This window comes from Streptomyces sp. Root1304, from assembly GCF_001426405.1.
In the GTDB taxonomy this organism is placed as follows: Bacteria; Actinomycetota; Actinomycetes; order Streptomycetales; family Streptomycetaceae; genus Streptomyces.
Map to the genome: position 1 here is coordinate 156,242 of NZ_LMEP01000022.1, position 20,497 is coordinate 176,738.

The following is a 20,497-nucleotide window of genomic DNA, read 5'->3' on the forward strand; positions in this document are numbered from 1 at the left end:
AGAGGATCGTGGACACCCCCGTATTCACCGAGGAGATACCCCTGGACTGCCGCTGTGCGGGCTGCGCCGGCGCCGCCCGTGACGCGTCGTCGGGCGCGCCGCGCGGGACGGCCCTGCACGGGGTGCGCCGCGCGGTCGTCGCGACGGTCGGGGCGGTCGCCCTGGCCGGGGCGGGCGCGGGAACGGCCGCCGCCGAGCCCGCCCCGGCGCACGCCGGCTGGGACGGCTCGAAGTACTGGTTCCGGAACGCGGCGGGCGAGTGGCGCTGGACCAGCCACGCGAGCACGTACGAGCGGCGCACCGGTGCCTCCGCCGCCGCACCGGCCAGGAGCGGCGGGTCCGGCGAGCCGGTGTTCCGGGGGCGGCAGGGCTGGGACGCCAAGGATCGCGTCTACTGGTACAAGTCCGGGGGCCACTGGTACTGGACCGGCCACGCCTGGAAGTACGAGCAGCGCACCGGCCTGCCCGCCGGCGCGGCGAAGCCCACGAAACCGGCCGGCCAGACCGGATCGACCGGTTCCTCGCGGGGCTGGACCTCGCCGGTCTCCTCGCACGTCTACACCGGGTACTACGGCCAGCCCGGCTCCTGGTCGAAGGGCTACCACACGGGCCAGGACTTCGCGGTGCCGACGGGAACGACGGTCCGCGCCGTCGGCCCCGGCCGGGTGGTCACCGCCGGGTACGGCCGCTCGTACGGCTACGAGGTGGTGATCCGCCACCCGGACGGCCGCTACACCCAGTACGCCCACCTGTCCCGCATCGAGGTGTCCCCCGGCCAGAGCGTCTCCGGCGGCCAACGCATCGCCCGCTCGGGGGCGACGGGGCGGGTGACGGGCCCGCATCTGCACTTCGAGGTCCGCACCACGCCGTACTTCGGCTCGGACGTCAACCCGCTGACCTACCTACGGGAGCACGGCGTGCCGGTGTGAGCCAGGGCGGGGGCGGGTCGGGCACGGTCCCGGCCGGCCGGGCACGGCTCCGGGCAGCCGTGCTTCCCCCGCGCGCGGTACGCCGTCGAGCGCGCGGAGGCCTCCAGACAGCTGTACGAGGTCGATGGCGAGCACATCTCTACGATGCTGCGCGAGACCGTCCCCTGTCCGGCAAGGCGTAGACACAGCGAGCGCCAAAGCCACTGTCCAGACACCTCACGGCGCCAAGCCGTCAAGTCGGGACAGCGGGCACGAGCCAACTGTTCGATTTCGCGGGCCCTGCCCGTGGTCATCAGAGAGCGTCCTCGGTGTGGCCTCGGGCGAAGTCCCACGGGGCGGGTGCATGGGCGGCCGCGTACTCGTCCGCGATGCCGAACACGCTCCCGCATCCTGGGCATTCCGCCTGGCCGAACAGGTGCGTGAGGCCCCAGGCGAGCCGTTGCCGGCCATCCCGTACGGCCGACTCGTGCAGCATCCTCCCGGTGCCGGTCAGCTCGTGCGGGACGGCCGGCCGGAGCGGGACCTGGTGGGCATCCCCCAGATTCCAGTCCCGGATCGAGGAGTAGCAACCGTATGCGCCGACCGCGATCGTCACCGATGCGTCGCAGTGCGGACAAGCGACAGTGATGAAGGAATCGGTGAAGTCGTCCAGGGCCTCGAACCACAAGATCTGGCCGTCGAACGCGAGCATGGCCCGCAGCCGGCTCAGGTAGATCTTCCCGTCCAGGCCAGACCGCAGCCGGGCGGCGGCCGTGGCGCGAAGCTCGGCCAAGGTCTCCGCACAGCGGGCGACTTCTTCGTCGGCGCCGTGAGGTTGAAGGAGGCCACCCGCTATGGCTCCGGCCAGATCGAGCGCCCAGTCCCCGGCGCCCTCGGTCTTCGCGATGTCCGCCAGCTGCGGCAGTGCGGCGATACTCGCCGGGGTGATCGTCCCCTGATGGCACAAGCGCCCCCAGAGCCGGTCGATGGCCTCCTGGTCTCGACCGACGGCACGATCCAGCAGCCCGGGTATCGCGCGTGCCGGGCCGTAGGCGTCGTGAAGTGCGGACCAGTCGATCATCCGGTGATTCAAGCACGCTGCGGGAGCGACCTCCGGGGCGGCGAGTCGTGAGCGGGATCGCCTACGCCACCGGCGGTGCTGGGGACTGCGGCCCGCGACGATTCACGGCGTGGGACGATGACGGCCATGTCAGGTCAGGTCTGGGTGTCACTCATATCGTTGGGCGGCGTTGTCCTCGGCGGCTCGTTGTCCTACCTCGTCCAGCACAGGACTCAACGCTCGGCGGAACGCGCGGAACAACAACGGCAGCAGATCTCCTTGTCCGAGGCCCGGCGAGCGGAACGGTTGACATTGCTGGAGCGGTTCATCGAGGTGGGTGCCGAGGCCGAACGCTCCGCCTTCAGCCGACCTGCGGAGTGGGACGACACTCACGACTGGTTCCTGATGACCCGAGACGTCATGAACAGGCTGTGGGTCGCGGAACGGCTCATCCGTATCCAGTTCCCCCTACCCGTGCACGACGCAGCACGCGCGTACTTCCTCGACCTCAACCGCACAGTGTGGGAGGGCTTGCCGGATGGCGAGAGCGTCCGGGACTACCTGGAGGACAACCGGCTGGCGTTCCTGGACGCGGCCCGCGCAGTCATGGGGTAACGCCTCCCACGACGTTGGCCCTTGACGACGCACCTGCCGCTTGCCGAGTCGCGCGCTTGCACCAACTCACGTTAATTCACAAGCAAATTGAGTCTCCGTCAGGCCCCCGTGCCCGGCGCGTACGCCAGCGGGTCCGCCAGTACGTCGTGGAGGACGAGTGCCGCCGCGCCTCGGGAGGCGTCCGTGGTGGTGGAGGCGGGGCGTAGGCGGGCCGTGGTCGGGGTCCAGAGGCCGGAGACCACGCGGGCGGACAGCTCCTTCGTCAGCGCCGGGGCCAGCCACGGCATCAGTCGCGGGTAGATGCCGCCGAGGACGACCGCCTCGGGGTCGAGGAGGTTCACCGCGCCGGACAGGGCGCGGCCGAGCATGCGGCCCGCCTCCGCGAGGGCGGAGAGCGCGCGCGGGTCCTCCGCCTCGGCCCGCTCCGCGAGTTCGGGGACCCCGGTGGTTCCGGCCGCTCCCAGGAGGGCCGCCTGGCCGGCGTACTGCTCCAGGCAGCCGCGCGAGCCGCAGCGGCAGCGCGGTCCCTCGGCGTCGACGACGAGGTGTCCGATCTCGCCGGCGAAGCCGTGCGCGCCGCGCAGGAGCTCGCCGTGGACGACGATCGCGCCGCCGACGCCGATCTCGCCCGTGAGGTGCAGGAAGGTGCGGAGGTCGCCGAGCGTGCCGAACCACAGCTCGGCGAGGGCCGCCATGTTGGCCTCGTTGTCGGAGGTCAGAGGGAGGCCTTCGGTGGCGGGGCGCAGCGCGGTGAGGGCCGTACCGAAGAGGCGCTCGGCGGCGACCCCGTGCCAGCCGAGGTTGGGGGCCTGGCGGACGGTTCCGCCGGAGACCAGGCCGGGGAGGGCGAGTCCCGCTCCCGCCGGTACGAGGCCCCGACCGGCGGCTACCTCCAGGGCCTCGGCGGCGATGCGGGCGGCGCGGGCGAGGACCTCGGGGGCTTCGGCCGCACGGTTGTCGAGGCGCTCGGTGCGGCGGACGCGGTCGGCCCCCGTCAGGTCGACGACGCACACGGTGACGTAGTCGACGTTGATCTCGACGCCGAGACCGGCGGGGCCGGTGTCGGCGGGCTTGAGAACGGTTCCGGGCCGTCCGGCCTGCCCGCTGAACGTCTTGCCCGACTCCACGAGGAACCCGAGGTCGAGGAGCTGCTCGACGAGGGAGGAGACGGCGGGCCGGGTGAGGCCGACACGGGCGGCGACGGCCGCGCGCGTCGTCTCCCCCGCGTCGTGGACGGTCCGCAGGACGAGGCTCAGGTTGTGCCTGCGCACTCCCGACTTGTCGGCCTTGGGCTCCGTGGGCTGGTTCATGGTGAGCGAGAGCCTAGTCGGCCGTTTCGCTCACCCTGAAACGGCGGGGCTGTCGCCTGGAGACGGTGGGGCGGTCGCCCCGGGATGGTCGGGGGGCACCCCCTGGGTGGTCGCGGTGGTCAACCCTGGGTGGTCGGGATGGTCAACCCTGGCTGGTCGGGGTGGTCGCCCGCTGACCGCCAGGCCGCTCCCCCCGGTAACAGCCCCGCCCGTTAAAATAGTTCAGTCACCGAACTCTTCTGCGCTAGCCTCCCTCCATGACGCTTCCGCGCGACTACCGCGGTCAGACCTGTGCCCTCGCCCGCTCGATGGAGATCGTCGGCGAGCGGTGGACGCTGCTGATCCTGCGTGACGCCTTCTACGGGGTCCGCAGGTTCGGCGAGTTCGCCGCGCATCTGAACGTGCCCCGGGCCGTGCTCACCGACCGGCTCTCCACCCTCACCGGGGCCGGGGTCCTGGAGCGCCGCCCCGAGACGGGTACCGGCCGCCGCGAGGTCTACGTGCTCACGCCGAAGGGCGTCGCCCTCTGGCCGGCCGTCCGCGCGCTCACCGCCTGGGGCGAGGAGTTCTACGCGCCGGACGGCGGCGGCCCGCGCCGGGTCTTCCTGCACGCCGGCGACGAGGCGGCGCTCGGGCCGGACGGCAGGTGCACGGGATGCGGCGCGGCCGTGCCCGTCGCCGACGTCCTGGTCGCCCCCGGCCCCGGGCTCGCCCCCTCGGCCCCGGACGACGACCCGGTGACGGCCGCGCTCGCCCGGCCGCACCGGCTGCTCCTTCCCCTGCTCACCCACGCGCCCGCGGGGCGCTCCACGAGAGGTTCACAGTCATGAGGATCCTGGTCGTCGGCGCCGGTGCCACCGGTGGCTACTTCGGTGCCCTGCTCGCCCGCTCCGGACAGGACGTGACCTTCCTGGTCCGTCCGGGGCGCGCGGCGGTGCTGCGCGAGCGCGGGCTCCGGGTCGTCGCCCGCGACGAGCAATGGGCCCTGACACCCCGCCTGGTGACGGCCGACGCGCTCGACGCGCCGTACGACGTCGTCCTCCTGTCGGTGAAGTCCACCGGTCTGGACGGGGCGATCGAGGACGTGGCGCCGGCCGTCGGTCCGGACACGGCGGTCGTGCCCCTGCTCAACGGCATCGCCCATCTCGACGCCCTCAACGCCCGGTTCGGTAACTCGGTCGTCCTCGGGGGCGTGGCCAAGGTCGTCACCGCGCTCGACGAGGACGGTGACATCCGCCGGTTCGCCCCGCTGGCCCACCTGGCGCTCGGCGAGCAGGACGGTACGGAGTCCGCGCGCGCGGCGGCGGTCCGCGCGGCGCTGGACACGGCGGGGATCGCGTCCCCCGTGCCGGGGCACATCGTGACGGCGATGTGGCACAAGTGGGTGTTCATCACCACCCTGGGCGCCGTGACGAGCCTGATGCGCGGCACGGTCGGCGACGTGTACGACGTGCCGGGCGGTCCGGCCCTGGGCCCGGCGCTGCTCGACGAGGCTGCGGCGGTGGCGGCGGCGGCCGGACATCCCGTACCGGATTCCGAGCGGGCGGCCACGCTCGCCGTGGTGTCCGCGTCCGGGTCGCCGATGGTGCCGTCCCTCTACCGCGATCTGACGGCCGGCCGTCCCACGGAGGTCGAGCACCTCTTCGGCGACCTCACGGCCCGGGCCCGCACGCTGGGCGTGGCGACCCCGCTGCTCGACCTGGCGACCCTGCATCTGCGGGTCCACCAGAGGCGGGTGACGGCGAGCCCGACGTCGACCGCGACCGCGACCGCGACCGCAGTGGCTACGGCCGGCGAGGCCTGAGGGGCGCATGGAGCCCGGCCGGCCGTCGCCGTCGCCGGCCGGGTTCCAAGGCGCACCCGAGGCAGCAGCAGCCCGGACCGGATCCCGGGCGCGCCGCCCCTCCGGGCTCACCGCTCGCCCCCGGCCCAGTACGCCGCCCGCACCTCCCCCTCCGCGAAGTCGCGGCGCGGCAGACCGAGGCCGAGGGACTGCTCCAAGGCGTGGAAGTACAGCTCGAACGTGCTGGTCAGTTCGGGGTGGTCCAGCTCGGCACGGCGTACGGCTCTGTTGAGGAAGTCCAGCTCGCCGCCGCGCCGGTAGGGGGCGCGCCCGCGCTCGTACCAGATCAGCTCCAGCATGCCCCAGTCGTCGTCGACGCGGCGGCCGTCCCTCAGGTAGTCGAGGGTGTAGATGGCCTTCGCGGAGGTGGCGGTCAGCCACACGCTCTCCCGGATCCCGAGCGCCGCGTACGCCTCCTTGTCGGCGAAGGACCCCGGTGGGCTGTCGTGATGCAGCAGGAACGTCCACTCGCCCACCCGGCCGAAACAGCAGCTCTCCCACTCGCGGTCCCAGTGGACCCTGCCGTTGTCGACGGCCTTCAGATCCTTCAGGCGCGTGCCGGCCGCGACCTGTGCGGGATCGGCCCCGTACAGCAGGGCCAGCCGCTCGGCGTCGACGGACTCTCCGGGCGCCGCGCGGAAGAAGGCCAGGGTGGTGTACGGCTCCTGACCACGCCAGGAACCAGCTATCCAGGCGAGCCCGTCCAGGGGGTCGCGCCCACAGGCCTCGACCGTCCCCGCCTCGTCCAGGCCACCACTGCGGAACCTTCTGCCCCACACCGGATCGATCCGCTCCAGCGCGTGGGCCGCCTCTTCGACGCTGCCGCCGCGCCGGCCCATCGCGTCCTCGGCGATCAGGTACAGGACCAGATCGAGATCGCGGGTGGCGAAGGACTCCAGGTGCGGTCCGTGGTGGCCGTGCACGGTGCCGTCCTCGTCCAGCAGCAGCCGCAGACCGTCCTCCTCCCCGTCCCCGGCCCACCGCTCCAGCTCCGCGCGCGAGAACGCCACGGGCGGCAGCCCGACCTCGTGGAGCAGGACATGACCGGCGGCCTTCCGCCGCCAGCCCTCCGCAAGTGTCCCCTCGGTGATCTTCATGACGTCAGCATAGGAAGGGGCACTGACAACCGTCCGACGCCTTCAACCGCTCCCAAGGACCTGCCCGGCGGATCGTACGGAAGCCCTCCCTGGTCGCGGTGGGCCTCTGTTCAGGGAGTCAGCGGAGTCGGTCCGGCGCCGGAAGCCGACGGATCTGGTCATCGCCCCACGCGTACACCTCCAGGCTGGACAGGTAGCCGTCATGGGCGAAGACCAACGCTCCGCCAACCGGCTCTCCATCGGCGTCGACCACCGTTGCGTCGGCCATCGGAGTGCCGCTGACCGGCGCGGCCGCCACCAGTGACCTGTCCAGGTCGAAGACGAGGCTGGCGCAGGAACAACTGCAGCGGCCGATGACGTGCAGGAAGGGGATCTGCGCGAGCAGGGCCCGATGGCTGGGCTCGTCGCTGCTCAGGAGAGCTTCGAGAAGCCGGACCGCTTCCGCAGGTATCCGATCGCCAGACGCGCGGGTTTCCATGCCGTGACCCGACCATCCGACCGATCAGGAGGTCAAACCAGAATCAGAGCCGGGCTCGATCGACGTGGAGGCAGTTGTGTCGGCCCTGGTCTGCGGTCCGGGGTCCTGTCGGGAGGGGTCCCCTGCCGGAGCCAGGGGCTGATGGCGGCCGTGGTGAGGGGGCCGTGTGAGAGTGCCGTGTCTGCGGCAAGGTGGATCTTCGTGGTCAGTACGCCGCGGGACCGTCCGAGGACATGGTCGCGATCGTCAATGACCTCCAGAGCGGCGGCTTGGTCAGCCGTACGCCCGACCCCGCGGACCGGCGCAAGAACGCCATCACCGTCTCGGCGAGCGGCAAGGAGCGTCTGCGACGCACAGAACGCCTGGGCGATGAGGCCAACGACGAACTGACTGCGGCGCTCACGCCCCTGGAGCGTGACCAGCTCATCGACCTGCTCACGCGCATCGCTCACCCGAAGGAACCCTGCGGCGGCGCGGGTGAGACCCCGTAACGCCATCCCTCCCGTGTCCGCGGAACCGCCTCGCCGGACCCCCGATCGTCTGCCCCAGGGTCAGATGTCGCCCTGGACGAGGGCGTGCAGGTGCTCGTCGTGCCATCCGTCCGCGTGCAGCAGCGCGCTGCGCATGGTTCCTTCGAGGGAGTATCCGGCCTTCTCCGCCACACGGCAGGACGCCGGGTTGGCCACCGAGTGACACAGGCGCAGGCGGTGGAGGCCGAGGTCGTTCAGAGCCCACCCGCTGACGCGTTGCGTGGCCTCGGCCACCACGCCACCGCCGCGAGCCGAGGGAAGGATCCAGTAGACGACCTCGGCGCTGCCGGCGCCGAGGTCGATGTCGCCCCACCCGATCAGTCCCACGGCCTCCCCGCCCGGTCGCGCGATGGCCCAGATCGCGCTCAGCTCGGCCCGCCAACGCTCATGCATGCGCTCGATCCTCCGCCGCGCGTCGTCCCGTGTCTCCACGAACAGGCGGTTCCACTGGCGAATCCCGGGATCCTGACCGGCCGTCACCAGGACGTCAGCGTCGGCGATACGCCAGGGACGCAGTTCCAGACCGCCCGGAAGGCCGAGAATCGGCTGAGCCATCGCGGCCATCCGGCCCGCAGGAACAACTGCTGGTATGCCTGAGCTGGAGATCATCTCGGCATCCTGCCACGGCTTCGGCCTCGCGAAGCCGTGGCCACGGCCGCCGCTCGCGGAGCTCGTGGCCTCGCACCGGCCGCGACGCCCCGCCACCGACCCGGCGAACCCATGCGGTCACGGCTTCAGGGCCGGGTCTCCCTCCGGCTGTACGTGTCACTCGCCGTGGGCATCGAGTTGTGGACGGCGGCGGCGCCGAAGGACACGCGGTCCTGCTGGGCCTGGCGGGCGGCCTGCTGCTCCAGGAGGAGGCCCTCGGCCGATTCCGTGCGCGCGCCGTTCCTTCGCAGCAGCGTGACGATCATGAGCACCCCCAAGGCACCGAAGATCCCGAACAGGACCATTACAGAGACCATTTGGGACTCCCCCCTCGTTTCCCTCAGGGTAGACGGTCCCCTGAGGGATGTCCCGTGGATGCTCTCCGAGCCGCCGCGAGAGTGGGCCGCCGCGAACCTCCGCCAACTTGAACTCGCAGGTCAAAGGGCAGGTGCGACCCGATCTCGGGTTGCTCACGCTGGTCGTGGGCGATGGCCTGGGGTGCAGATCGTCAGTCAGCGCTCGGCTTGTCGGTTCTTGCGGTACGTCTCGTCATCCCAGCCAGGTACCTGGAAGCGGGCTTGGGCGGCGGGGTTCGGGGCGGCGTCGTGACGGCCCCTCAGGACTCCTAACGAAATGATCTTCGAGATGGTTGGATCGCTCCGGGACGGCTTCGGTTCGGGCACGACCTGCTGGCGCCGAGTGGGCCGAGGCCGAGGTATGGCCGCGACTGCACGAGGCTCTCCTCGCCGAGCTCTGCGGCGCAAACGCTCTGGATTTCTCCCGGGCGGCGGTCGACGGCTCTCGCATCCGGGCGCTGAAGGGGGATCCAAGACGGGACGAAGTCCTGTCGACCTGGGCAGGACGGGCAGCAAGCACCACCTGATCACCGACGCCACCGGCATCCCGCTCGCCGTCACCCTGACCGGCGGCAACCGCAACGACGTCACCCAGCTGATCCCACTGCTTCAGGCAGTGCCGTCCGTTCGGGGCAAGCGTGGCCGGCCCCCGGCGCCTCCCCGACGTCGTGCTCGGTGACCGCGGCTACGACCACGACAAGTACCGTCGTCTCGCAGTCATCTGCCGGCGGCGCCTGGCCGCAGTTCAGCGCCGCCACTCATAGGCACCCGGTGAAGACTCCAGCACTTCGCTCGGCCACTCCTGCAGCACCTTCCTGAGTAGCTTCCGCTGCTCGTCTATCCAGCCCTCTTCAAGACTCATGGGAAGGAACACGGAGACGCACGAACTGCCCAGATCTTCTACACGGACAGCGACAGTCCCATGCTCCTCGTTGTGCGGCTGGATCTTGATCTCGGGGCTGCGGTCGTCATCCCTCCAACAGATGTCCTGACCGGCATCAAGCAGGTCCAGAGCACGGGACCACTCCTCCAGGTCCGAAGGGAACAGGGACATGGCCAGCCGACCATCGACGAAGCTGCTGGTCACCATGACCTCTGCGTCGAGCTGGTCGTGAAGATGCAGCACGCCCGGCGACCTACGCCCCAGCACACGCACCCGAAAGCTGTTGTCGCCATCCGAGAGGCTGATCAGTTCCACCCTGCACCCTCTGCCCTGCCCGCTCACATCTGTCAGAGCTCAGGGTCTCCGAACCAGATCAACGGGCACAAGCAGGTTGTCCCCGCCTCATTCCGTCAGGAGTTCCTACAGGGCGGATTCGCGCCTGGGACCATGGACGCATGTCCGAGGAACCAGACCCGATGTCCAGTCTGTGGCCGCTCGCGTCGTCCGAGGCCACCGACTGGCTGCTGGAGCTGTGCGGTGACGGCCTGACCGGGTTCATGCCTCCGGCGATGCCTGACGCGGTGTGGGTGCTCAACGCCATGTACGAGCACGATCAAGGATCGGCCGATGTGTCGTACCACGAGTACCACCAGGCACGTCTTGCCGACGGGAGCACCCTGCCCCACATCGTCGCGGGCATCGACCTTGACGCCGTCGGCGTCGCCACAGGAGGAGGACTGGGCCGCGCCCAGCACCCAGGCCCCGGCTGGCGACGGCTGCGCTGGGCCGAACTCGCCCGGAGGACCGGCGACCCGGCCGTGCCCGACGGGCTGATGCCTTCCTACCGTTGCTTTCCCTCAGCGAAGAAGGAGGGCAGCTGGCCGCTGGGCATGATCCCGCCGACCGAGGGGAGCCTGGACCGTGATACCTGGAACCGGCTCATCAGCCTCCTCATCCAGTACAGCCCCGCAGGCCTGAACACCCGCTGCCTGGCCTACTACAACCCTCTGATGCTCGGAGCCACCGACTTCGACAACCTCCACGTGCGTGCGGGTCGACTCGGCGCCGCCGAACTCCTCTACGACCAGTCCGAAGCCGACTTCAGCCCGTCCAACCTCTGGGCCGATGACCGCTCCTGGGTCCTGTGCACCGACTACGACCTGTGGGCCACCAAGATCGTCGGTTCCCCGGCCCTCATCAACGCCTTGCTGGCCGACTCTGAGATCGAGGCGGTTCGCCTGCCCTGGGCACACTGACCACGAGCCGCCTCGGCCCGGCCGATGCCGGGGAAGGCCGGTGGCCGGGCAGTGATGTTGATCCCGCACCGCGAGCCGGGCGTGGAGCGGGCGCGCTGCCGTGGGACTACCAGCACACATCATTGCCGCCGTGCGGCAGGCCCCCGGGCCGGTCATGGCCCCGTGAGGTCGGCGAGACGGTCGGGGTAGACGTCAGCGTGAAGGCCAAGCTGGAACCGACTGCGCACCAAGCTGGTCAGACTTGTCGATCGCGGCTGGCTGCGCCAACCGAGTCCTCACCCCGTCGGACGTGCACCGGTCGAGCATGGTTTCGGCGAGGGCGAGGTTGTGCATCCGGGCAATGCCGAACCAGCCACACCAGCCACACCGAGATCGTTCCACGGGGTGGCCTGCGACCGTCCCGCCTCTCAGCTGCCGCTCAGCGGCGACGCCCACGTCGGGTCGTGTCGGGATCTCCGCGTGAGGTGGGCCAGCAGGTGCTCCGCCGTGAGGGAGGCGGTGTCCTGCGGCGCACCTACTGCGGCCAGGGCCGCCATGAGCCGTGCCGATGCTGATTCCGGTACCTCCGGGTCGGTGAGGAGGGGAAGCAGCAGCAGGAAGCGGATGGTCGGGTCCTGGACTCCTTCGGCCGCAAAGGACGGGTTGTCGGCCATCCGGATCAGTTCGCGCCATGTCAGCCCGGTGCCGGAGAAGTCTCCGTCCCAGCAGGCGATCTGCTCGACGCGGCTTCCGCCTGGAGGGCTGAGGAGGTAGTCGGTGCCGTAGTCGCCATCCAGGTTGCGGTAGACCAGCACGGCTCCGGGGCCGTCTCCCGTCGGCACTCTGAACACCGGCCAGCGTTCGGGATCGAAGAGGACCTCGGACAGGGCATCGACATCGGCGCCGTCCTCACCGAACCACTCCGGAACCGGCCGCTCAGCACACCCCCCGTCGCTGCACATCGCCAGAAGGTAGTTCGACCAGAAGCCCGGCTGGACCAGCAGTGACTCGCCTGCCACCAACGGGCCGACGTCATATCCCTTGATCAGCACCCCACGATCCTGTCACCAGCCACCGACAGACAGCCCGGGAACGCCCCTACGCCCCGCCTGACCCGCCTGACCTGCCTGACCCACCTGCCCCGGCTGCCCCGCCTGCCCCCGACCCGACTGACGCACCTCACCCGCCCAGCAGCGTCGGCGCGGCGGCCGACAGGACGGCCTCGATCCGGTCCCAGGTCGCGGAGTCGCGGGTGACCGGGGGCAGGTCCCGGCCCGTTCCCGTACCCCAGGACGTCGCCAGCGCCACCGGGTCGGCGCCCGTCGCCGCCCCGGCCGCGAGGGCCGCCGCGCCGAGGGCGACCAGTTCGTCCGCGGCCGGGACGACCAGCGGTCGGCCGGACAGGCGCCGGACGGTCTCGGTCCATGTCCGGCCCCGCGCGCCGCCGCCGATCAGGCGCAGCGGCCGGTCCCGTACGGAGGGTTCGGCGGGGTCGAGTCCACAGGCGGCGAGGAGTTGGTCGAGGGCCCGCAACACCGTGAAGGCGGCTCCCTCGTAGGCGGCGCCGAGGACGGCCCGGGGGTCCGTGCCGTGCCGGAGGCCGGTGACCAGCCCGGCGGCATGGGGGAGGTCGGGGGTGCGTTCCCCATCGAGGTACGGAAGGACGACGACCTCTCCGCCGGGCGCCGCGTCCTCCCGGTCCAGGCCGAGCAGCCCGGCGAACCGGTCGACGGCGACGGTGCAGTTGAGGGTGCAGCCGAGCGGCAGGTACGTACCGTCCGTGGCGGCGAAGCCGGCAAGTCCGGGGTCGGCCGGGCGGGCGCGGGTGGCGGCGAAGACGGTGCCGGAGGTGCCGAGGCTGACGACCGGGTGGTCGAGGAGCCCGGCGCCGCCGAGGCCGAGGCCGACGGCGGCGGCCATGTTGTCGCCGGTTCCGGCGGCCACGGCGACCGTACGGGGCAGCCCGAGGGCCTCCGCGGCGGCCGGGGCGAGGGTGCCGACGCGGGTGGCGCCGCCGGGGGCCACGGCGGGCAACAGGGCCGGGTCGAGGCCGAGGAGGTCGAGGACGCCGGGGTCGTACGTGCCGGTGGCGGTCCCGTACCAGCAGGTTCCCGAGGCGTCCCCGGGGTCGGTCACGGCGAGTCCGGTGAGGCGTTCGGTGAGGAAGTCGTGCGGGAGGCGGACCCCGGTGGCGGCCTCCGCGTGGTGGGGTTCGTGCTCGCGCAGCCACTGCCATTTGGCGGCGGTCACGGAGGCGACGGGGACGGAGCCGGTGCGTTCGAGCCAGGCCCCGGGGCCGCCGAGCCGGGTGGCGAGGGCGGCGGCCTGGGGGGCGGAGCGGGTGTCGTTCCAGAGCAGCGCGGGGCGCAGGGGGCGGGCGTCTGCGCCGAGGGCGACGAGGCCGTGCTGTTGTCCGGCCACGGCGATGCCGGTGACGGACCCGGCCGGGAGACCGGTGCCGTCGAGCGCGGCGCGGACGGCCGTGACGAGGGCGGTCCACCACTGCTCGGGGTCGCTCTCGCGCGCGCCCGAGGTGCCGGTCACGGTGTGCGGGGCTCGGCCGAGGGCGAGGAGTTCGCCGGTGTCGGCGTCGACGGCGACGGCCTTGGTGGACTGCGTGGAGCTGTCCACACCGATCACGACGGAGCGGCTGGTGGGCACCCGTCACCTCTTCTCTCGGCTCGCGGCCCGATGCGGATCGGGCGCCGTACGTCGGACATCGTTCATCGGTCATCGGACAGCAGGCATCGGGCATCGGGCATCGGTGCGACAGCTCGACGCGCGACGCGCGACGGGCATCGGGCCGCGAAGCCGCCCGTAAAGCCGCTCGGCCGCGAAGCCGTCCCTTCGATCGCTCGATCGGGTCTGGCGCCCGGCGGCCCCCTTCCCGTATTAGTTATCTCAGAAAACAAATCCGCCCGCCAGTAGCAGGGAGACACCATGACCGAGCGCTTCTCACCCACCCCCGAGGACCGTTTCACGTTCGGTCTGTGGACCGTGGGCTGGCAGGGCCGCGACCCCTTCGGCGACGCCACCCGCCCGGCCCTCGACCCCGTCGAGACCGTGGAACGGCTCGCCGCCCTCGGCGCGTACGGCGTCACCTTCCACGACGACGACCTCATCCCCTTCGGCGCCGCGGACGGCGAGCGCGACGCGGCCGTGAAGCGGTTCCGCGCCGCCCTCGACCGCACCGGGCTGGCGGTGCCGATGGCCACCACGAACCTCTTCACCCATCCCGTCTTCAAGGACGGCGCCTTCACCTCCAACGACCGGGACGTACGCCGCTTCGCCCTGCGCAAGACCCTCCGCAACATCGACCTCGCCGTCGAACTCGGGGCGAACGTGTACGTGGCCTGGGGCGGCCGGGAGGGCGCCGAGTCCGGTGCGGCGAAGGACGTCCGGGTCGCCCTCGACCGGCTGAAGGAGGCCTTCGACCTGCTCGGCCAGTACGTCACCGAGCAGGGCTACGACCTGCGGTTCGCGATCGAGCCCAAGCCCAACGAGCCGCGCGGCGACATCCTGCTGCCCACGATCGGCCACGCGCTCGCCTTCATCGAGCGCCTGGAGCGCCCCGAGCTCGTCGGGGTGAACCCGGAGACCGGCCACGAACAGATGGCGGGACTGAACTTCCCGCACGGCATCGCGCAGGCGCTGTGGGCGGGCAAGCTCTTCCACATCGACCTGAACGGCCAGTCGGGCATCAAGTACGACCAGGACCTCCGCTTCGGGGCGGGGGACCTGCGCCAGGCGTTCTGGCTGGTCGACCTGCTGGAGTCGGCCGGCTACGAGGGTCCGCGCCACTTCGACTTCAAGCCGGTGCGCACGGACGGCGCCGACGGGGTCTGGGAGTCCGCGAAGAACTGCATGCGCAACTACCTCGTCCTCAAGGAGCGCACGGCTGCCTTCCGCGCGGACCCGGACGTCCGCGACGCCCTGTCCGCCTCCCGGCTGCCCGAACTCTCCGCCCCCACGGCCGCTGACGGGCTCGCGGGGCTGCTCGCCGACCCGACGGCGTACGAGACCTTCGACGTGGACGCGGCGGCGGCTCGTTCGATGGCCTTCGAACACCTCGACCAACTGGCCCTGGAGCACCTCCTCGGCGTTCGCTGAGGCGGGTGTTCGGGGCCGCCCCCTGCGAGACTACGGACCGCCCCGCCGGAACCGTCCCCGAGGACCCGTGATGCGTGTCGCCCTCTTCGTCACCTGCGTCAACGACGCCGTCTTCCCCGCGACGGGGGTGGCCACCGTCCGGGTCCTCGAACGCCTGGGCGTGACCGTCGACTTCCCCGCCGCGCAGACCTGCTGCGGGCAGCCGCAGTTCAACACCGGGTACCGCACCGAGACCGCGCCGCTGGTGCGGCGCACGGTGCGGGCCTTCGAGGGGTACGCGTACGTGGTCACCCCCTCGGGCTCGTGCGCGGCGATGGTCCGCCACCACTACGCCTCGTTCGGCGCGGAGGCGGCGGGCCTGGCCCCGCGGGTGTACGAGCTGACGGAGTTCCTGGTGGACGTGCTGGGCGTCACGGACGTGGGCGCGTACTTCCCGCACCGGGTGACGTACCACCCGTCCTGCCACGGCCTGCGGCTGCTCGGGCTCGGGGAGCGGCCCCGGCGGCTCCTGGAGGCGGTGAAGGGCCTTGAGCTGGTGGAGCTGCCGGGTGCGGAGGAGTGCTGCGGCTTCGGCGGCACCTTCGCGGTGAAGAACCCGGACGTGTCGGCGGCGATGGGCGCCGACAAGATCACGAACGCGCTGTCCACCGGTGCCGAGGTGCTGTGCGGCGCCGACAACTCCTGTCTGCTGCACGTGGGCGGCATGCTGGACCGGCAGGGTGCGCCGCTGCGCGCGGTGCACCTGGCGGACATCCTGGCGAGCACGGAAGAGGAGCCCTGGCGGTGAGCGGAACCTTCGTCGGCATGCCGGCGTTCCCCGAGGCGGCGCGGACGGCGGTCGGGGACGCCACCCTGCGCGCCAACCTGCGGCACGCCACCCACACCATCCGGGACAAGCGGGCGCGCGCGGTCGCGGAGCTCGACGACTGGGCGGAGCTGCGGGAGGCCGGGAAACAGATCAAGGACCGGACGCTCCGTCACCTGGACACGCATCTACTCCAGTTGGAGGAGTCGGTGACGGCGGCCGGCGGGACCGTGCACTGGGCGGCCGACGCGGCGGAGGCCAACCGGATCGTCACCGCGCTCGTGAAGGCCACCGGCGAGACGGAGGTCGTCAAGGTCAAGTCGATGGCCACGCAGGAGATCGGGCTCAACGAGCACCTGGAGGCGGAGGGCATCGCCGCCTACGAGACGGACCTCGCCGAGCTGATCGTGCAGCTCGGCGAGGACCGCCCCTCGCATATCCTGGTCCCGGCGATCCACCGCAACCGGGGCGAGATCCGGGACATCTTCCGCGAGAGAATGGGGAGTTGGGGCCGCCCGGCGCCGGAGGGTCTCAGTGACTCCCCGGCCGAACTCGCGGAGGCGGCCCGGCTGCACCTGCGCGAGAAGTTCCTGCGGGCCGAGGTCGGGATCTCGGGCGCCAACTTCATGGTGGCCGAGACCGGCACCCTCGTCGTCGTCGAGTCCGAGGGCAACGGGCGCATGTGCCTGACCCTGCCGGAGACCCTGATCTCCGTCGTCGGCATCGAGAAGGTGGTGCCGACCTGGCGGGACCTGGAGGTGTTCCTCCAGACGCTGCCGCGTTCGTCGACGGCCGAGCGGATGAACCCGTACACCAGCACCTGGACCGGCACCACCGACGACGACGGTCCGGGCACCTTCCACCTCGTGCTCCTCGACAACGGGCGCACCGACGCCCTCGCCGACGAGGTGGGACGGCAGGCGCTGCGCTGCATCCGCTGCTCGGCCTGCCTCAACGTCTGCCCGGTGTACGAGCGAGCCGGCGGACACGCGTACGGCTCCGTCTACCCCGGGCCCATCGGCGCGATCCTCACCCCGCAGCTCCGGGGCACCGTGAGCGAGATCGACGCCTCCCTGCCGTACGCCTCCTCGCTGTGCGGTGCCTGTTACGAGGTGTGCCCGGTCGCCATCGACATCCCCGAGGTCCTGGTGCACCTGCGCGAGCGGGTGGCCGGGGAGGGCGGGAAGGGGCACCGCCTCGAACGGGCCGCGATCAGGGCCGCCTCCTGGGTGCTCGACCATCCGGCCGCCCTGGTGACGGGCGAGCGCCTCGCCTCCGCCACGCGTGCGTTGCACCCGAAGCGGCTGCCGGGGCCCGGGGCGCGCCAGTGGTCCGAGCACCGGAACCTGCCCGAACTGCCGGCCGAGCCGTTCCGCGACTGGTGGAAGAAGAACCGCACGTGACGGAGGACTCGCCCATGACCGACGACACCACCGGAGACAGCCTCGTCCCCAGCGCCGGAGGCACCCCCGACCCCACCACCGGCCCCAGCGCCGGAGGCATCCCCGGCCCCACCACCGGCCCCGGTGCGGACCCCGCCCCCGGCGGCTCCCGCGCGCAGGTCCTCGCCCGGATCCGTGCCGCTGTCGCCGACGCCCCCGAAGCCCCGGACGTCACCCGCGCCTACCGGACGAGTCACACTCCCGCCGGCCCCGACGGGCTGCTCGACCTCCTGCACGAGAACCTCGTCGACTACCGAGCCCACGTCCACCGCGCCACCCCGGACGGCGTCCCCGCGCTGGTCGCCCGGCTCCTCGCGGAGCGCGGCGCCCGCAGTGTCGTCGTTCCGCCCGGACTGCCCGAGGAGTGGCTCGCCGCGACCGGGGCCGACCGGTGCGGCGACGAGCCCCGGCTCACGCCGTCCGCGCTCGACGGGATCGACGCCGTGGTGACCGGCTGCGCGCTCGCGGTCGCGGAGACGGGCACGATCGTCCTCGACGGCGGCCCGGGGCAGGGCCGCCGCGCCCTCACCCTCGTACCCGATCTCCACATCTGTGTGGTCCGTGCGCCGGAGCAGGTGGTGGCCTCCGTTCCCGAGGCGCTCCCCCGGCTCGACCCGTCGCGCCCGCTGACCTGGATCTCGGGGCCGTCCGCGACGAGCGACATCGAACTCGACCGGGTCGAGGGCGTGCACGGTCCCCGCACCCTGGAAGTGATCCTGGTGCGGTGAAGCGTGACGGGCGCGTACACCGTGCGCCCGTGCGACCGGACGCTTCCCGTTGCCCGACCAGGCCGCTTTCCCTGAGGGCGAGTTGCGCGGAAGCGTCCGTTTTCTTTCCAAGAAACCTTGGTGAGAAGGTCATGGATCTGTGAAGGCCCTTTGATTTGCACTCGTCAATCGGTCAGGGTTTCGAGCGGGCCGCCGGAGAGTTTCCTGTCGGCGGCCCAACCCCCCACAAATCCTGACGAGAAGAGGCCATTTCGTGGCAACTCACAAGCGTGCCCGCACCCTCAGGAACTCCCTCGCCGTCGCGACTGCGATCGTCGCAGCGGCGGGCGTGACCGTCGCCGTCGGCCCGTTCGCCGGCGCGAGCCCGGCTCCCGCCGAGGGGACCGTCTACGGCCTCGGCGCCCAGAACGCCGTGGCGGGCAGCTACGTCGTCCTGCTCGACGGAAAGACCGACAAGGCCGGGAAGTCCGAGCTGGCCAAGGAGTACGGCGGCACCCTGCGCCGCAGCTACGACTCCAGCGTCAACGGGTTCTCGGTCAACAACCTCACCGAGACCGAGGCCAAGCGGCTCGCCGCCGACCCCTCGGTCGCGAAGGTGGTCCAGAACCGCACGTTCTCCATCAGCGCCACCCAGGAGGACCCGCCGTCCTGGGGCCTCGACCGCGTCGACCAGACCGACACCGCCGGGGACCAGAAGTACACCTACCCCGACGCCGCCGGCGAGGGCGTCACCGCCTACGTCATCGACACCGGAGTCCGCGTCAGCCACCAGGACTTCGGCGGCCGCGCCTCGGACGGCTTCGACGCGGTCGACAACGACGAGACGGCGCAGGACGGCAACGGCCACGGCACCCACGTCGCCGGCACGATCGCGGGAACCGGTCACGGCATCGCCAAGAAGGCGAAGATCGTCGCCGTCCGCGTCCTCGACGACAACGGCTCGGGCACCACCGAGCAGGTCATCGCGGGCATCGACTGGGTCACCAAGAACCACCAGGGCCCGTCCGTCGCCAACATGAGTCTCGGCGGCGGCGCCGACCCCGCCCTCGACGAGGCCGTCAAGAAGGCCATCGCCTCCGGCGTCACCTTCGGTGTCGCCGCCGGAAACGAGTCCTCCGACGCCGGGCAGGGCTCCCCGTCCCGCGTGACCGAGGCGATCACCGTCGCCTCCTCCACCAAGGACGACCAGCAGTCGAGCTTCTCCAACTTCGGCTCGGTCGTGGACCTCTACGCCCCCGGCTCGGAGATCACCTCCGCCTGGAACGACAGCGACACCGGCACCAAGACCATCTCCGGCACCTCCATGGCCACCCCGCACGTGGTCGGCGCCGCCGCCGTCTACCTCGCCGGCCACCCGGACGCCACCCCCGCCCAGGTCGCGGACGCCCTCGTCGGCGGAGCCACCTCCGACAAGATAGGCAACGCGAGCCCCGGCACCGCCAACAAGCTCCTGAAGATCGTCGAGTAACCAGCGACGCACGGGACGACGGCCCGTTCCGCCCCTTCCCGGGGGCGGGACGGGCCGCCGTCGTGTGCGGGTCGCGGCGCCGCTCGTGCCGGGTCAGTCCGTGACGGGCAGGCACTCGGCGAGGAGGGCGACGATGTCCTGCCAGGCCCGCTGGGCGTGCCGCGGGTGGTGGCCGACGCCGGGGCGCACGGTGTGGCCGACCGTCGGGTGGTGGAAGGCGTGAAGGGCTCCTCCGTAGACCACGAGACGCCAGTCGACTCCCGCGGCCTGCATCTCCGCGGTGAACGCCTCCCGTTGCGCGGGCGGCATGATCGGGTCTTCCGCCCCGACCCCGGCCCATACCGGGCAGCGAATGCGCGCCGCCTCGCCCGGTCGGCCCGTGGTCAGTGCGTTGACCGTCCCGATCGCACGCAGGTCGACGCCGTCACGGCCGAGTTCCAGTACGACCGCGCCCCCGGTGCCGTAGCCGACGGCGGCGATCCGGTCGGGGTCGGCCCGGGGTTCGGCACGCAACACGTCGAGCGCTGCGTGACCGATTCCTCGCATACGGTCGGGATCGGCGAGCAGCGGCATGCAGCGGGCCAGCATGTCCTCGGGTTCCTCCAAGTAGCGTCCGCCGTGGAGGTCGAAGGCCAGCGCCACGTACCCCAGCTCGGCGAGAGCCTCGGCCCGACGGCGCTCGACGTCGCTGAGTCCCACCCCCTCGGGTCCGATCAGGACCGCGGGCCGGCGCTCGGCACCGGCCGGGAGCGCGAGGTGTCCGATCATCGTCAGGTTGTCGGCCGGGTATTCGACCGTACGGGTGGTGACCGTCGTCATGCGACTCGACGGTAATCGTCGGCGCGCCCACTCGGGGTGGTGTTCACCGATGGCAGACAGCGGTCCGGCCCGACGACATCACCCCGCCGCACCGACGACCCCCGTTCCCCGTGGCCGGACACCGGCCGGCCACGGGGAACGCGGAGAACGCTTGCGCGAAGC

The 20,497-nt window shown here is 71.8% G+C and carries 21 protein-coding genes and 1 pseudogene; 12 read left to right on the plus strand and 10 right to left on the minus strand.

What is annotated here, in order from left to right:
• Positions 1–8: 8 nt before the first annotated feature.
• On the plus strand, positions 9–929 hold the full coding sequence (locus ASD33_RS36945; protein WP_347232293.1) for a M23 family metallopeptidase: 921 nt from the start codon (positions 9–11) through the stop codon (positions 927–929).
• 292 nt (positions 930–1,221) lie between these two features.
• Here ASD33_RS36945 and ASD33_RS20195 read toward each other — a convergent pair whose 3' ends face one another.
• Positions 1,222–1,989: a hypothetical protein gene (locus ASD33_RS20195; protein WP_056562080.1), complete on the minus strand. Its 768-nt coding sequence runs from the start codon at positions 1,987–1,989 to the stop codon at positions 1,222–1,224.
• A 117-nt stretch (positions 1,990–2,106) separates the two neighbouring features.
• Between ASD33_RS20195 and ASD33_RS20200 the strand changes: the two genes are divergently transcribed.
• A complete protein-coding gene (locus ASD33_RS20200; protein WP_056562083.1) occupies positions 2,107–2,583 on the plus strand; it encodes a hypothetical protein in 477 nt (158 codons plus the stop codon).
• A gap of 98 nt (positions 2,584–2,681) precedes the next feature.
• Here ASD33_RS20200 and ASD33_RS20205 read toward each other — a convergent pair whose 3' ends face one another.
• Positions 2,682–3,893: an ROK family transcriptional regulator gene (locus ASD33_RS20205; protein WP_056562086.1), complete on the minus strand. Its 1,212-nt coding sequence runs from the start codon at positions 3,891–3,893 to the stop codon at positions 2,682–2,684.
• A 257-nt stretch (positions 3,894–4,150) separates the two neighbouring features.
• On the opposite strand from ASD33_RS20205, the gene ASD33_RS20210 reads away from it, so the two are divergent.
• Both ASD33_RS20210 and ASD33_RS20215 read left to right on the plus strand, forming a co-directional pair.
• Positions 4,151–4,723: a helix-turn-helix domain-containing protein gene (locus ASD33_RS20210; protein WP_056562089.1), complete on the plus strand. Its 573-nt coding sequence runs from the start codon at positions 4,151–4,153 to the stop codon at positions 4,721–4,723.
• Complete coding sequence (locus ASD33_RS20215) at positions 4,720–5,697, plus strand: ketopantoate reductase family protein (RefSeq protein ID WP_056562092.1); 978 nt, start codon at positions 4,720–4,722, stop codon at positions 5,695–5,697. The genes ASD33_RS20210 and ASD33_RS20215 overlap by 4 nt, the downstream gene beginning before the upstream one ends.
• Positions 5,698–5,804: 107 nt before the next feature.
• On the opposite strand, the gene ASD33_RS20220 is transcribed toward ASD33_RS20215, so the two are convergent.
• Positions 5,805–6,833 (minus strand): hypothetical protein, encoded by a 1,029-nt coding sequence (locus ASD33_RS20220; protein ID WP_056562095.1) that lies wholly within the window; start codon positions 6,831–6,833, stop codon positions 5,805–5,807.
• 118 nt (positions 6,834–6,951) lie between these two features.
• Positions 6,952–7,311, minus strand: coding sequence for a hypothetical protein (locus tag ASD33_RS20225; RefSeq protein WP_056562098.1), 360 nt, complete (start codon positions 7,309–7,311; stop codon positions 6,952–6,954).
• Positions 7,312–7,544: 233 nt separating this feature from the next.
• Here ASD33_RS20225 and ASD33_RS20230 point away from each other — a divergent pair, with 233 nt between their 5' ends.
• Positions 7,545–7,802 (plus strand): MarR family winged helix-turn-helix transcriptional regulator, encoded by a 258-nt coding sequence (locus ASD33_RS20230; protein WP_242427134.1) that lies wholly within the window; start codon positions 7,545–7,547, stop codon positions 7,800–7,802.
• Positions 7,803–7,862: 60 nt separating this feature from the next.
• Here ASD33_RS20230 and ASD33_RS20235 read toward each other — a convergent pair whose 3' ends face one another.
• Positions 7,863–8,450, minus strand: a complete 588-nt coding sequence (locus tag ASD33_RS20235) for a GNAT family N-acetyltransferase (RefSeq protein WP_056562103.1) — start codon at positions 8,448–8,450, stop codon at positions 7,863–7,865.
• 125 nt (positions 8,451–8,575) lie between these two features.
• Positions 8,576–8,806: a hypothetical protein gene (locus ASD33_RS20240; RefSeq protein ID WP_056562106.1), complete on the minus strand. Its 231-nt coding sequence runs from the start codon at positions 8,804–8,806 to the stop codon at positions 8,576–8,578.
• 358 nt (positions 8,807–9,164) lie between these two features.
• Here ASD33_RS20240 and ASD33_RS34355 point away from each other — a divergent pair.
• Positions 9,165–9,555: pseudogene (locus ASD33_RS34355) on the plus strand (transposase); the annotation flags it as partial.
• Between the two features lie 35 nt (positions 9,556–9,590).
• Here ASD33_RS34355 and ASD33_RS20245 read toward each other — a convergent pair.
• A complete protein-coding gene (locus ASD33_RS20245; RefSeq protein WP_056563091.1) occupies positions 9,591–10,043 on the minus strand; it encodes a DUF5959 family protein in 453 nt (150 codons plus the stop codon).
• Positions 10,044–10,183: 140 nt separating this feature from the next.
• Here ASD33_RS20245 and ASD33_RS20250 point away from each other — a divergent pair, with 140 nt between their 5' ends.
• Positions 10,184–10,984, plus strand: a complete 801-nt coding sequence (locus ASD33_RS20250; protein WP_056562109.1) for a hypothetical protein — start codon at positions 10,184–10,186, stop codon at positions 10,982–10,984.
• Positions 10,985–11,391: 407 nt separating this feature from the next.
• On the opposite strand, the gene ASD33_RS20255 is transcribed toward ASD33_RS20250, so the two are convergent.
• Positions 11,392–12,015, minus strand: coding sequence for a hypothetical protein (locus ASD33_RS20255; protein ID WP_056562111.1), 624 nt, complete (start codon positions 12,013–12,015; stop codon positions 11,392–11,394).
• Positions 12,016–12,142: 127 nt separating this feature from the next.
• Entirely contained in the window at positions 12,143–13,624 is a 1,482-nt protein-coding gene (gene xylB, locus ASD33_RS20260) for a xylulokinase (protein WP_056562114.1), read from the minus strand.
• 279 nt (positions 13,625–13,903) lie between these two features.
• Here xylB and xylA point away from each other — a divergent pair, with 279 nt between their 5' ends.
• The 5 genes from xylA to ASD33_RS20285 all read left to right on the plus strand — a co-directional run bounded on the left by xylA (position 13,904) and on the right by ASD33_RS20285 (position 19,516).
• The gene (xylA, locus tag ASD33_RS20265) at positions 13,904–15,073 is read left to right on the plus strand and encodes a xylose isomerase (protein WP_056562118.1); all 1,170 of its coding nucleotides are present in this window, start codon (positions 13,904–13,906) and stop codon (positions 15,071–15,073) included.
• Positions 15,074–15,143: 70 nt separating this feature from the next.
• Complete coding sequence (locus tag ASD33_RS20270) at positions 15,144–15,860, plus strand: (Fe-S)-binding protein (protein WP_056562121.1); 717 nt, start codon at positions 15,144–15,146, stop codon at positions 15,858–15,860.
• Positions 15,857–17,281 carry a LutB/LldF family L-lactate oxidation iron-sulfur protein gene (locus tag ASD33_RS20275; RefSeq protein WP_056562124.1) on the plus strand — a complete coding sequence of 475 codons (1,425 nt, stop codon included), beginning with the start codon at positions 15,857–15,859 and terminating at the stop codon, positions 17,279–17,281. The genes ASD33_RS20270 and ASD33_RS20275 overlap by 4 nt, the downstream gene beginning before the upstream one ends.
• 14 nt (positions 17,282–17,295) lie before the next feature.
• Positions 17,296–18,048, plus strand: coding sequence for a lactate utilization protein C (locus tag ASD33_RS20280; RefSeq protein WP_079044892.1), 753 nt, complete (start codon positions 17,296–17,298; stop codon positions 18,046–18,048).
• A 253-nt stretch (positions 18,049–18,301) separates the two neighbouring features.
• Entirely contained in the window at positions 18,302–19,516 is a 1,215-nt protein-coding gene (locus ASD33_RS20285; RefSeq protein WP_056562127.1) for a S8 family peptidase, read from the plus strand.
• A gap of 93 nt (positions 19,517–19,609) precedes the next feature.
• Here the strand turns inward: ASD33_RS20285 and ASD33_RS20290 are convergent, their stop codons facing one another.
• Positions 19,610–20,335: a dienelactone hydrolase family protein gene (locus ASD33_RS20290; RefSeq protein WP_056562130.1), complete on the minus strand. Its 726-nt coding sequence runs from the start codon at positions 20,333–20,335 to the stop codon at positions 19,610–19,612.
• Positions 20,336–20,497: the final 162 nt, after the last annotated feature.